The sequence below is a fragment of the Rhizobium favelukesii genome, from assembly GCF_000577275.2.
GTDB lineage: Bacteria > Pseudomonadota > Alphaproteobacteria > Rhizobiales > Rhizobiaceae > Rhizobium > Rhizobium favelukesii.
The window spans coordinates 1,020,800-1,033,969 of sequence record NZ_HG916855.1 but is presented as its reverse complement, the minus strand read 5'-3'; the positions used below and the strand labels follow the sequence as shown (position 1 = coordinate 1,033,969).

The following is a 13,170-nucleotide window of genomic DNA, read 5'->3' as shown; positions in this document are numbered from 1 at the left end:
AAGCGTCAACCATGCGTCATCGTCTTTTGTTGGTTCAACATCCGGAACGCTGAACAGGCCGATACGTTATTCGGTTGATCCGATGATGGAGTCCCCATGTCAGCCGCCCACGCTTTGCAGAAGGCCGATCTCGAACCGCGCAAGGGCAGCCCGAGCCCGCGCATTGACGAAAACGAGTTCAAGCGCCGGTTCCTCAATCAGTTCCAGGATCTGGCATACGAGCCGCTTGAAGCGGAGCTTTCAAAAGTCGCCGCCGCCGCGTGGGATGCCTACGATCACTCCCGCAAGAGCCCAAAGACGCGCAAGGCAGGCTTTGAATTCGCCGACCCCCAGTATGAGCTCGCCATCGACTGGCTGGCTGCGCGTGACGCGATAGGCGTTGCGCAACAACGCCATGACGATCCGGATGGACCGGCCCGCTTCCTTCTCATCAATGGCTCCTCGCGCAGCGAACATACTTGCCCCGGTGAGGTCTCCAAGAGCTATCGGATGGTGGAGCTGGCAAGAAATGCTCTCAGCCGCGACCCTCAGGTTGAAGTCGAGCTGCTCGATTTAAGCCGCGTCGCGTCCGAGTACGGTCGTCAGATCCACCCCTGCAAGGCCTGTTTTTCGACGTCCGCCGCGCTCTGTCATTGGCCCTGTTCCTGCTATCCCAACTACTCGCTCGGGCAGATCCATGACTGGATGAACGACATCTATCCGATGTGGGTCGCCGCGCACGGCATCATGATCGTAACGCCGGTCAACTGGTACCAGACATCGTCGCCACTAAAGCTGATGATCGATCGCCTCGTATGCGCCGATGGCGGCAATCCGGATCCGACCAGCACCCACGGCAAGGATGCGAAAGAGGCCAAGGAACTTGAGATGCAGGGCTGGGACTATCCCCGTCACCTGAAAGACCGGCTGTTTTCCGTCGTGGTTCACGGCGATACGGAAGGTGCCGAAAACGTTCGGCGAAGCGTTTCCGATTGGCTGAAATCCATGGATCTGGTTCCTGCAGGTGCGCTGGCCGAGGTCGATCGTTACATCGGCTACTGGGAGGCATATGCAACCAATCACCTGTCGTACGAGAAGGATCAGGCGATACAGGAGGAAATCCGCAACGCGGCGCAGACGCTCTATGACGCCGTCGTGGCAAGGCGACAAGGCAAGCAGGTGACGGCAGGCCGCGATTTCAAACAACCGCGTCAGAAATAGGCGCAGGCAATGAATTCCTATATCGCGACGCTCTTCATCCTTGGCGTGATCATACTCCTGACGGCCTGGCTTCCGCTTGCGCTACGCCGACTGCCACTGTCCCTACCCATCTGTTGTATCGCAATCGGTGTCGTTCTTTCGTGGTCGCCGTTTACACCCCTTCCACAATCGAACCCGCTTGAAAACATCGTGCTGGCCGAGCGCCTGACCGAATTCGTCGTCATCGTTGCCTTGATGGGCGCGGGATTGAAAATCGACAGACCGCCTGGTTGGCGAAGCTGGGCGATCACGTGGCGGCTACTTGGCGTAGCCATGCCACTTTCCATTGCTTTGATCGCGTTGCTTGGTTGGAGCGTGCTCGGTTTTGGCGTGGCCTCCGCGCTGCTTCTTGGGGCAGCACTTGCTCCAACCGATCCGGTCCTGGCCGCAGATGTTCAGGTCGGGCCGCCCCAGACAGGCGAGGAAGATGACATCAGATTCGCTTTGACCTCCGAGGCAGGTTTGAACGATGGCCTGAGCTTTCCGTTCGTCATGGCCGCTATCGCGATCGCCTCACAGGCGGGACCGGGTACCGGTTGGCTTTCCCACTGGCTCGCCGTGGATGTTTTCTGGAGATTGACGGCAGGTGTCGCCATGGGGTGGCTTTCCGGGCAGATCCTCGGCTATCTGACCTTCAAGGTGCCGAAGGCCGGGCGGATCGCCAGGACAGGTGACGGATTGGCAGCGCTCGGCTTCACATGTCTTTCGTATGGTGCAACCGAACTCATTCATGGATATGGCTTCGTCGCCGTTTTCGTGACGGCGCTCACACTTCGCAACGTCGAAAGACACAGCAGCTACCATGGCGACCTTCACGATTTCGGTGAACAGATCGAACGCCTGCTGATGATGCTGTTGCTGGTCTGCTTCGGCTCTACGCTTGCTGAAGGATCGCTGCTGTCGCTGGTCGACTGGCGTGTCGCAATCGTCGCTGGCTTGACGCTGATCGTGGTTCGTCCGCTCGCGGGATGGGTCAGCCTGATCGGCAGCGGGCACCGATCGGCGGAGAAGCTGATCGTTTCGATCTTCGGAATCCGCGGCCTCGGTTCGATCTACTATCTCGCCTATGCCTCCGGGAAGGCTCCGTTCGAGCGCCTTGAGGTGATCTGGGCCACGGTCTTTCTGATCATTCTGATTTCCGTCGTGGTGCACGGCGTTGCCGTGACACCTGTCATGCGGTGGATCGATAGTGAAAGAGGTGTCGACGCCATGCGCCCGATCAAGGCACGAGAGGGAGGCGGCGAACGCGTTTCGCGTTGACGAGAGCAACTGGCAACACTGTCCAGCGTTTTGCTGACAGTCGGGAGGCCGGATAAAGTCGCTCGCGCCTTGCGGAAACCTTGGGTCGGATTGCGCGTTTCCACGGCAACAGAAACGAACGGAGGAACGCTCATGAAACTGCTTCACGACTGGCTTGACGACCAACTCGAGGAACTTGGTCAAGCCGGCTACGAAAATGACACGTCAATGTTCGAAAAGCATGCCGATTTGCTTCGGGCGCAGGCTGCGGCGGACGGGTACGACGTCAGCGAACTGAACGAACTTTGCGGCGGCGATATCGCAGCGTTTCTGCGAGACCGCCAAGCCGCCATGAACGAGGCTGATATGGCCGACAAACTCGCTGACGATGACGCCTAGCGAGGTGAATGGCGATTTATAATGCGGAGCGACGACGTCATCGCGGCGCGGCAATCTCCATGAAGTTTTTGATTGCCGCTGCCAATGCAGCCGGATTTTCTTCCGCGACATGATGACCGCTGTCGATCCCAAAGCCGGTCACGTCGTCGGCCCAGCAGCGCCAGATACTGACCGGATCGCCATAGATTTCCCCAAGGTCGTCTCTCAGCGACCACAAGCAGAGCATCGCAGCGCGGATCCGGCGACCGGCTTTGCGGTCTTCGCGATCGTGAATATGATCGATCCGCAACCCGGCGCGATAGTCTTCGATCATCCCATGGATGACGGCCCGGTCATGGATGCAATCAAGCAAATCGTCATAGGCTTCCGCGCCCATCAGATCCGGGCTCAGTTTGTCATACCATGCCGTCGGATTGGCCGTGATCGCGCGCTCCGGTTTCTCCGGCTGCGCGAAAAAGAACCAATGATACCATGCGTTGGCAAACTTCCAGTCGGCCCGTTCCAGATGTTCCAGAACCGGCAGACCATCGATGGTAACCAAACTGCGCACGGTGGCCGGATGATCCATCGCCATGCGAAAGGCAGTGAGGCTTCCCCTGTCGTGTCCAACCACGTGGAAGCTATCATGACCAAGAACCCGCATCATTTCGACAAGGGCATGCGCCTTCGACCGCTTTGAAGAATGTCGGCTATCGGGGCTGTCGGGAGGGATGAATGATTGGCCGAAGCCAGGCAGGTCGGGGCAGACCACGGTAAAGTCGGGCGACAGGCGCTCAGCCACCTTGTTCCAGGTCATGTGTGTCCTTGGATGGCCATGGAGGAGCAGGATTGGCGGCCCTGCCCCGCCTCGGCGAACGCGAAGAGTACCCCTGCTGATCTTGATCGCTTCCAAAACGAACCCGTCGAACATCAGCCGGCCTCACGCCAAATTCCGGGTTTTGCCGAGCCGCTTTATGGCTTGCTCCAGCGGCCGCTCGCAATCGCAGTAATCCTCCCATGCTGATGTCTTCGTCAGCAGGCGCGGTGCCGTTCGAACGGTGAAGCGTCTGGGATCGAGATCGGCCTTCACCTGTGCCCAGGTGAGCGGCATCGATACCGTGGCGCCGGCCCTGGCTCGTGGCGACAAGGGAGCAACCGCGGTGGACATGCGATCGTTGCGCAGGTAGTCGAGGAAAATTCGACCGGTCCTCAGGCTTTTCGTCATTTTCACCAGATAGAGATCCGGATTGTCGCGCGCCATTTGCCGGCATACATCATATGCAAAGGCCTTTGCTTGCGGCCATGAGAGAGCCTTTCGCTTGGTCGCGGCAAGCGGTGTGACGACATGCAGCCCCTTGCCTCCGGTGGTCTTGCAGAAGCTCACCAGGCCCAGTTCCTCGAGCCTGTCCTTCATTTCCCGGGCGGCGGCAACGACAGTCGAGAACGCGACGTCAGGTCCCGGATCGAGGTCGAAGACCAATCGTCCCGGGACTTCCGGCTTACCCGGTTGGCAATTCCAGGGGTGGAGTTCGACAGCGGCAATCTGGGCGACGGCCGACAATCCCTCCAGGCGATCAATCTGGAGATAGGGCTTCCTGTCGCCGAATACCTCGACCAGCTCCAGGAGGTTCGACGTGCCCTGCATGGCGTGCCGCTGAAAGAACTGCTCGCCGTTTATGCCATCTGGCGCACGGATGATGGAGCATGGTCGACCGGCAATATGCCTGATGAGCCACGCACCGACCGCCTCGTAGTAGCGAGCCAGCTCTTCCTTGGTCACGGGGCCATCGTCGTTGGCATCAGGCCAGAGCGGCTTGTCGGGACTGGAAATCAGCACGCCCATCACCTCGACCTTGGCGTTTTTCCCGCGACCCTGTCTGGCGGCGGGCCCAGGCTCTGGTGTGACCGTACCAGCGGCCGGGGCTGGCAGATCGACTTCGACTTCGCTCGCAGGCTTGTCTTTGCGCAGAGCCTTGAAGGCTGCCTGACGCACGAGGCCGTCTGCCGTCCATCCGGCGAATTCAATCTCGGCAACAAGCTCGGGCTTGACCCATACGACATCGCGATCTTGCCTCGGCGATCCGGTGCCGGTAAAGCTCGAGCGGGCCGTCTCCAACGCCTCGAGCTCCGGCAATAGCCCTTCGAGCTTCTTTGCTGCAAAGCCGGTTCCCACGCGACCGACATAGATTAGATGGTCTTTGCGATAAACACCGACCAGTAGCGATCTGAACCTGCCGTTGATCCTTGCATAGCCGCCGATAACGACCTCATGCCCGGCACGACATTTCGATTTGGCCCACGTATGGGTGCGCCCTGATTGATACGGTGCGTCGGCCCGTTTCGAGACGATGCCTTCGAGTGACAGCTTGCAGGCAGACTTCAATACAGCGTCGCCTCCGGTCTCGAAATGCTCCACAAAACGGATCCGGGGATTGCTCGGAGCGTTATTCAAGAGGGTGGCGAGACGATCTTTTCTGTCGCTCAGTGGCCGCGCGCGAAGGTCTTCGTTGCGGTCGAAAAGCAGATCGAATGCGAAGAAAACAAGATCTCCGGTCTTGCGTTCGGAAAGCGCGGCTTGAAGTGCGGCGAAATCTGGCGCGCCCTGTTCATCCAGCGCACAGATCTCGCCGTCTAAAATGGCATCTGGAAGAGCCGAGGCGCCATCCGCTATTTCGGTGAACTTTGCTGTCCAATCTAATCCTTTCCTCGTCTTCAGCGTGACCTCGTTATCAAACACCCGCATCTGCACCCTGTAGCCGTCGAATTTGATTTCATGGACCCAATCGGCTCCAGACGGCGGGCGTTCCACCGTCTCACAGAGCTGCGGCGCAATAAAGTCCGGCAGTTCGGCGGGCGCATCCTCTGTTGGCCGCTTGGCGTTTTGCCTCTTGGATCTGCGAGGGTCTGCAGGCGCGCCGCCATCGCTTCCCCACACGGCGTCGGCGCGCACTTTTCCTCCTTTGACGATGAATGCGGCCGGTTGTCGACCTTTGCCCGAGGCAATCGCTTCCATGGTTCTGCCCGATGCCACCGAAGTCTGGTTCTCCTCCACAATGTCGGAGCCATGGTCTTCCAGAGCAAACGCGTCACGATGTTTGATCAGCAGCCAGTTCGAACGGTTGCCCCGATCTCGATCGTTGCGCATGCGCACGAGAACGAAGCTTCCTTGCAGGCGTTGGCCATCGAGCCTGAACTTCAACTCGCCCTTTTCCAGCGCCCGCTCTGGCCCTTTTTGCCCCTCCGGTTCCCAGTAGCCGCGGTCCCACACCATGACCGTGCCGCCACCATACTGGCCCTTGGGGATCGTGCCTTCGAAGTCGCCGTAGTCGAGCGGATGATCCTCGACCTCAACCGCAAGGCGCTTGTCACGCGGATCAAGCGACGGCCCTTTGGTGACCGCCCAGGATTTGAAGACGCCGCGAACTTCGAGCCTGAGATCGTAGTGCAGGCGGGAGGCGGCGTGCTTTTGAATGACAAAGCGTCGGCGGCTGGCCTTTTCAATCGGCGTGTCGCCACTCGGCTCCGAAGTCTTTTGGAAGTCTCTTTTGGCTCGATACTTCGATAACGTGTCAGTGGCCATGGCTGCTCTCGAAGGTGACCTCGTTTGAGTGAAATGCCGCTTCGCGATGGTGGTTCCATGGGCTTCTTCGCCGTTGGCTACTTCAGGCGGTCCGCCGTCTCGCCGAGCGAGTCCGCGACATACGCACCGCGCGATCCCATCGGCAGCTCGGGCCCGGTGGTGGTGTCTTTCGCGGTCTGGTGTTCCAACTCTGCATTCAGTTCGCCGCCGACGATCAGGATCACGATCGAAAGCCACGTCCAGATGAGGAATGCGATAAGCGTGCCTAGGGTCCCGTAAGTGGCGCTGTAGTCGGCGAAGTGGTTCATGTAGAACGAGAAACCGACCGACATGGCAAACCATGTCAGCGTCACGAGCACCGCACCCCAGGTCATCCAGCGGAATTTTGCCGGCTCCCGGCTTGGGCCGAAGCGGTAGACGGCGGTCACGGTTGCGCCGACGATCAACAGAAGCACTGGCCACCTTAGCAACAAGGCCATATGTTCCTTGAACTGATCGAGCCACAGGTAGGAAAGCACCGCCGGCATCACAGCGACCAGCCCGATCATGATCGCCGCGCATAGCATTGCACAGAGCGTAAAGCACAAGGCGATTGCATTCAGTTTGACCAAGCTGCGCTTCTCCTTCTCTTCGTAGGCGACATTCATCGCATCAAACACGACCAGTGTGCCGCTGTGAGTGCTCCAAAGGGCAATGCTCAATGCGACGATGAAGGTCACGCTGAGCGTGCTGTTGCGACTTTCGACCAGGTTCTTGATCTGATCGGAGATGATGTCAAAGGCGCCCGGCGGGAGCAGGCCGGCAAGTTCACGAAGATGATCAGACATTGTGACAGGATCGGCCATCAGACCATAAAGTGCGACCAATGCCGCAAGCGCCGGGAAGAGGGCCAGCAACAGATAGAATGTCACCCCTCCAGCGATCAGCGTCACGCGGTCGTCGGACACCTCTTTGACCACGCGAAAGAAGACGTCACGCAATCCTTTGATCGGTATGGCTTCTGGAACCGCGGCATGTCTCCCGCGCCCAGGCTCCAAAGGATCGATCGTTCGAACCCCAGCCGGATTGAGATGCGACCTGCCGAGAAGGATTGCGCCGCTCACGGCCGCGATCAATAAGACCGTAGCGGTTGACACCCTCTGGGACGGTGGCCGTCTTGGCATCGGGCAATTCCCGTTTCTCGCCAAGATTAACGCAGCTGTTCCCGAAAGGATGCGTTTGATCATCCATACAATTGCTGTCCCCCGAGGCGCTTGCCCGGTGTCGGCGTCGATATTGTCTTTCCTACCGGTCGAGACGCGGCGGACGGGCGCGCCGGGCCGATGGAGCGCCGGTGATATTTGCCACCCCTGAGATCGCTTGAAGAATCGTGAAGCGACAGCGTCGGGCGCACGAAATTGCTTTCCTCTCCCTTGCGCGGTTCACTGTTTCTTGACCGATTGTCGGCATAAGGGATGTGCGATTATTGGGCCGCACTGACGGGTGTTTGATGGTTCCCTCCATGCTATTTAGAATCTGGTCCGCAGTTGCCGTGTTGACGGCTCTTGTTGCCATCAACCCTTTTGGCAGAGACGTCGCCGATCCGATCACGACTGGCACCATTGGGGTTGAGCAGCGATAGCGGTCGCTCGAGGCATCGAAAGCGCGTGTCTGCCGTTACCCCGCGCGTAAAAAGTTGTCCGCGCGCGGCTCAAAACCCGGTGCGATGCTCATTTACCGTCTTGCTTAAAATACTGACCACCGATCCTTTCATCATCCAGCGATCGCGATATATTTGTCGTTGGGGGGATCGAAACTTGGACAGATACACCATTCAACAGCAGGAAGACGGCAACTGGGCGGTCCTGGATCAGCAGAAGGGCGCGCTGATTGTTGACCCGATGATGACACAGACCACAACTCGTCTGAGCGCTCAGGCTCTCGCCGATCTCAAGAACGGCCTTCAGCCGCGCCGACAAGAGAAGATCCGGACACGGCTTGGCGCGATTGCGGACATCGTGAGAAGACTTCGCGCCCGCAGTGCCTAGCATTCCGGCCTGCCGCTCAGCCTGTGCCGCTTATCTTGTCACCCATGAGCGTGAACGCCCGTGCAGGCTTTGCCGATGGCGGCGATAACCCCAACCTCGGGCGCCCTAACGTCTCTCCCAGCCAAAGACACTGCGTCCGCCGAAATGCTCCGAATCGCGAAACTCGCCGGCAATGATCTCCTTAAGGTCGGGTCCGGTGACGTACTGCTCCATCTGTCGTGACTGGATATCCAGGCGTTTTAAAGCAGCCAGTTCCTCCTCGCGTCCGAGCTTGCCTTTGGAGATCGCCGATTTCATCACGCGGATGGTTTCGTCATATACCTTCAACGGCACGGGAAACGGATGACGATCCTTGCCGCCGTGGGCAAGCGAAAACCTGGCTGGATCGGAGAAGCGGCAGGGCGCACCGTGTACCACCTCCGCCACCATGGCCAGCGCCTTTACCGTGCGTGCCCCAACGCCCGGCACGAGCAGCAGATCCTGATAGTCTTTCGGGCCGCAATCGGCAGCAGCGGCCAGACTTCCATGCAGGCGCTTCATGACGATGTCGCCAGCGCGCACGTCGTGATGAGCCGGCATGACAAGATGCGGCAAGACCAGCTGATCGGCCACGACGGCTTCCCGCTCGGCGCTTTGGGCGAGTGCGCTTGCCTCCCGCGCGATGCCGTCGGGTCCGAGTGTTGCGAGGATGTCAAGTTGACCAAGCCGCGATCGATCTGCCCTCCGATCAGCGAGATTGATGATATTGCCCTGCCCACGCCCCTCGATCGCACGGTGGGGTGAATCGAGGAAATTCTCCAGGCCCTCCGACAGCCAATGATACCGCCTGGCCTGGCGCCTTTCATCATTCATCCCCTGCTGCACGACGACCCATTTGCCGTCATCGGCAACGATGAACCCATGCAGGTAAAGATCAAATCCGTCCTGAACGGCAGCGCTGTCCACCTTGGCGACCAAACGGCTGACGCCGGCAAGGCGAGTCCCATCGATCCCGACGCGATATCCGATATCGACCAGCTCTTCCGGCGTCTTGCGGGACTGGGCGCCTCGACCACCGCAAACATGCAGTCCCAATTCGCCCGACAGCGGTTTCAGGCCGCGCTTGAGAGCCCCGATCACGCTGGTGGTGATACCAGAGGAGTGCCAGTCCATTCCCATGACTGAACCGAAGGACTGGAACCAGAATGGGTGCGACAGGCGGCGGAGAAACTCGTCGCGGCCGTAGTGATGGACGATTGCCTCGGCGATGAGCGCGCCGAGCCTGGTCATTCGATCGCTGAGCCAAGGAGGAACCCGTCCGCCATGAAGCGGTAAGTCAGCACTGCCTGATCGTTTGGACATCTATTCGGTTACTCGTCTCGGTTCAGCTCGTTGCCTTGCGGCAGAGATTTGATTGCCAAGCCAGTTGTTTTTTCCGGGTCCGCACTTCCAGCATGTCGATCCGATGGGCACTATCGCCAGCATATTGCGGATTTTCCCGAAGGCGCGCAAGCAGGCGGCCCTACACGTTCGACTGCAGGAACATCCAATTTTCGGAGCAACCCACGCGTGTTCGTATGCCCTTTAGGGCAATATTAGAATTGCTACACATGTGGTAGCATCCAACGCTCGGGAGGGATTTAAACCTGATCTTTGCTTGGGGGCGCAACGGAACGGCCGTGAGGCTCCCGCAATTTGCATATTTGCCAAATCTTCATGTCAGGAGCCGCTCGTTCCTGTCGAACGTAACAATCATTCGAATGTAAGCGCACGCACCATTGCGTCATGCAGCCACCTCATACCCGCAGTCATAGGGAGGGGCACCTTTATGCCCTGAATGCTGTTCAAGAACGGAGGCAAGCATCATGAGTAGCATGAGAAACCTTTGCTTTGGTCTGTTGGCTTCGGCGCTGACGAGCGCACTGGCTGCGCCAGCAGTTGCACAGCAACAGCAGCCAAAACCCAACATCCTTGTCATCATGGGTGACGATGTCGGCTGGTTCAATATCGGGGCCTATCACCGGGGCATCATGTCGGGGAAGACGCCCAATCTCGACAAGCTGGCAGCCGACGGCATGATGTTTACCGACTATTACGCGGAGGCGAGTTGCACCGCCGGCCGGGCGAGTTTCATCACCGGCGAAATTCCGTTGCGCACCGGCCTGACGACCGTCGGTCAGGCGGGCGCAGACGTCGGCATGCCTGACAAGGCGGCAACGATTGCTGCCGCTCTCAAAACCGAGGGATACGCGACGGGGCAATTCGGCAAGAACCATCTCGGCGATTTGAACAAGTTTCTGCCGACACTGCATGGCTTCGACGAGTTCTTTGGCTACCTTTATCACCTCGATGCGATGTCAGACCCCTACTGGTATTCGTTTCCGAACGACCAATCGTACCGTGACAAAGTCGGGCCGCGCAACCTGGTCCACAGCTTTGCATCAGACACGGACGACACGAGCGAGCAACCGCGTTGGGGCAAGGTCGGCAAGCAGCGGATCGTAGACGAAGGTCCCTTAGCACCGTTCCCCGACATGTCCAACGTGCCGAACATGCACGATATTGCCCCCAAGGCCAAATACGACATGGGTACGTTCGACGAAGTGCTGGTCAAGGCTTCGTGCGATTTCATGGACAAGGCCAAGACTGACGGAAAACCGTTTTTCGTCTGGCACAACACGACGCGCATGCACGTCTGGACTTTTCTGTCGCCCAAATACCAAGCCCTCATGAACAGCGAGAGCAACTACGGGCTCGAAGAAGCTGGAATGGCGCAGCTCGATGACAGCGTCGGTGCGATCCTGAAATGCGTGGAGGACGCGGGAGAGACCGACAACACCATCGTCGTTTTCACCACCGACAATGGGGCGGAGGTGTTCACCTGGCCCGATGGCGGCATGACCCCGTTCAAGGGCACCAAGGGTACCGTGATGGAGGGTGGCTTCCGCGCACCGGCCATCATCCGCTGGCCGGGCAAGGTCAAGCCGGGTACGGTCGAGAACGGCATATTTTCGGCTCTGGATTGGTTCCCCACACTGGTGGCGGCTGCTGGCAATCCAAACATCACCGATGAACTTCTGAAGGGCACGAAGTTGGGTGATCAGACCTACAAGAACCATCTTGACGGCTACAACCAGTTGGACCTGTTGCAGGGCAATTCGCCATCCGCACGTCATGAATTCTTCTACTTCGGCGGCCCTTCTCTGGGGGCAGTTCGCATCGATGACTTCAAATTCCAGTTCTTGCAGCAGCCACAGGGCTGGCCCGGCGCAAAGGTCACGACGGACATGCCCACCATGGTCAATATCCGTCAGGACCCATTCGAGCGGACACCGTCGATTGGCCAGCAAAGCCTCAATGACCTTGGTGGAGGCTACATGAATGACTTCTTCGCTCGTGAGTTCTGGCGCTTCGTCAGTGTTCAGCAGGAAGTCGGCAAACTTGCGCTCACGGCAATAGACTATCCGCCGATGCAGGACCCGGCCTCGTTCAACCTCGAGGCCGTAAAGCGGCAGATCGAAGCAGCCATTAAGAACAAGCCGGGCAATTAGTCGAGCGCGCTCAAGACGACGGGTGGTCCGACGGCTGCCCGTCTTTTTTTGAAATGTCCGTCAAATCACGCGCGGCATTTATGGGTCCGCTAGGGCCAAAAGTGATCCGTCTATTCGTTCGTTATCAATGTAGCTCATCGTCAGCCACGTCTGCCCTCAGTAGCTGATCCATGCGAGACGTGACGTTTCATGACTCGTTCTGGAACATATGGCCTCTGGGAGAGTTCTCGCACGGCATAAACCGCCAAAGGAGGACGATATGGCAACCCAAAAGACGCTGGACGATCTTTTCCTCGATACGCTCAAAGATATCTACTACGCCGAGAAGCAAATTCTTCGAGCTCTTCCAAAGATGGCGCGCGCCGCGCAATCAGAGGAAGGAAAAGCCGGCTTCCAGAAGCATCGCGATGAGACACAAGGCCAGGTCGAGCGTCTGGAGCAGGTGTTCGACATGCTTGGCAAACCCGCCCGTGGCAAGACTTGCGAGGCTATTCAGGGCATTATCGCGGAAGGCGAGGATATTATGGAAGAGTTCAAAGGCTCTCCGGCGCTCGACGCGGGCCTCATCTCTTCCGCACAGGCCGTCGAGCACTATGAAATCGCCCGCTATGGCACGCTGATTGCCTGGGCCAATCAGCTCGGGCTCAAGAATGCGATCCCGCTCCTCAAGCAAAGCCTCGCCGAAGAGGAGGCGACCGACAAGAAGCTGACGCAGCTTGCCGTTACCGTCGCCAATGCGAAGGCGGCGTAGCGTTCGCAATGACAAGCGGCGGCCGCCAGCCCGGCGGCCGCCGCTCCCTCAACCGTTGGTAGCCTTCACCCGATACAATCGACTGTGGCGAGCCCCGATGCGCCGAAGACGCGTCACGGCCGCGACGCGTCTTCGAATACTCCATCACCTGACCGGCTCGCTTCTGCAGCAAATACGATCGTCAACGCATGTCCAAGCGTCAGCGTCGAGCTACACGCATGACAAGCGAAACAACAAAGAGGACGAGGAACACGAAAAACAGCACCTGGGCGATCGAAGCGGATGCTCCTGCTATTCCGCCAAATCCCAGAACGCCGGCAATCAGAGCTATCACCAGGAACACCAACGCATAGTAAAGCATTTTCACCTCCATCATTGCGTGGAATGACAACGATGGACCGCCTAATTGGTTCCAGATGCATCCTG

At 58.7% G+C, this 13,170-nt stretch carries 11 protein-coding genes; 6 read left to right on the top strand and 5 right to left on the bottom strand.

The genetic code is table 11. The annotated features are described in order from the left end of the window. Positions 1–96: 96 nt before the first annotated feature. The 3 genes from LPU83_RS68430 (at position 97) to LPU83_RS68420 (ending at position 2,877) form a co-directional block, all read left to right on the top strand. Positions 97–1,200, top strand: a complete 1,104-nt coding sequence (locus LPU83_RS68430) for a flavodoxin family protein (protein WP_024316306.1) — start codon at positions 97–99, stop codon at positions 1,198–1,200. A 9-nt stretch (positions 1,201–1,209) separates the two neighbouring features. Beyond that, positions 1,210–2,499 (top strand): cation:proton antiporter, encoded by a 1,290-nt coding sequence (locus tag LPU83_RS68425; protein ID WP_024316307.1) that lies wholly within the window; start codon positions 1,210–1,212, stop codon positions 2,497–2,499. Positions 2,500–2,631: 132 nt separating this feature from the next. After that, positions 2,632–2,877, top strand: coding sequence for a hypothetical protein (locus tag LPU83_RS68420; protein WP_024316308.1), 246 nt, complete (start codon positions 2,632–2,634; stop codon positions 2,875–2,877). A 37-nt stretch (positions 2,878–2,914) separates the two neighbouring features. On the opposite strand, the gene LPU83_RS68415 is transcribed toward LPU83_RS68420, so the two are convergent. The 3 genes from LPU83_RS68415 to LPU83_RS68405 all read right to left on the bottom strand — a co-directional run bounded on the left by LPU83_RS68415 (position 2,915) and on the right by LPU83_RS68405 (position 7,599). Continuing rightward, a complete protein-coding gene (locus LPU83_RS68415; protein WP_024316309.1) occupies positions 2,915–3,787 on the bottom strand; it encodes an alpha/beta fold hydrolase in 873 nt (290 codons plus the stop codon). A gap of 9 nt (positions 3,788–3,796) precedes the next feature. Continuing rightward, positions 3,797–6,436, bottom strand: coding sequence for a DNA ligase D (gene ligD / locus LPU83_RS68410; protein WP_024316310.1), 2,640 nt, complete (start codon positions 6,434–6,436; stop codon positions 3,797–3,799). Positions 6,437–6,513: 77 nt separating this feature from the next. Next, complete coding sequence (locus LPU83_RS68405) at positions 6,514–7,599, bottom strand: YihY/virulence factor BrkB family protein (protein ID WP_024316311.1); 1,086 nt, start codon at positions 7,597–7,599, stop codon at positions 6,514–6,516. A gap of 633 nt (positions 7,600–8,232) precedes the next feature. Here LPU83_RS68405 and LPU83_RS68400 point away from each other — a divergent pair. Next, positions 8,233–8,463 carry a hypothetical protein gene (locus LPU83_RS68400; protein WP_024316312.1) on the top strand — a complete coding sequence of 77 codons (231 nt, stop codon included), beginning with the start codon at positions 8,233–8,235 and terminating at the stop codon, positions 8,461–8,463. Positions 8,464–8,568: 105 nt separating this feature from the next. On the opposite strand, the gene LPU83_RS68395 is transcribed toward LPU83_RS68400, so the two are convergent. After that, complete coding sequence (locus LPU83_RS68395) at positions 8,569–9,804, bottom strand: DUF763 domain-containing protein (protein ID WP_024316313.1); 1,236 nt, start codon at positions 9,802–9,804, stop codon at positions 8,569–8,571. A 503-nt stretch (positions 9,805–10,307) separates the two neighbouring features. Between LPU83_RS68395 and LPU83_RS68390 the strand changes: the two genes are divergently transcribed. Both LPU83_RS68390 and LPU83_RS68385 read left to right on the top strand, forming a co-directional pair. Beyond that, positions 10,308–11,993, top strand: coding sequence for an arylsulfatase (locus LPU83_RS68390; RefSeq protein WP_024316314.1), 1,686 nt, complete (start codon positions 10,308–10,310; stop codon positions 11,991–11,993). Between the two features lie 259 nt (positions 11,994–12,252). Further along, complete coding sequence (locus tag LPU83_RS68385; RefSeq protein ID WP_024316315.1) at positions 12,253–12,744, top strand: YciE/YciF ferroxidase family protein; 492 nt, start codon at positions 12,253–12,255, stop codon at positions 12,742–12,744. 199 nt (positions 12,745–12,943) lie between these two features. On the opposite strand, the gene LPU83_RS68380 is transcribed toward LPU83_RS68385, so the two are convergent. Continuing rightward, positions 12,944–13,105 (bottom strand): DUF1328 domain-containing protein, encoded by a 162-nt coding sequence (locus tag LPU83_RS68380; protein ID WP_024316316.1) that lies wholly within the window; start codon positions 13,103–13,105, stop codon positions 12,944–12,946. Positions 13,106–13,170 lie beyond the last annotated feature (65 nt).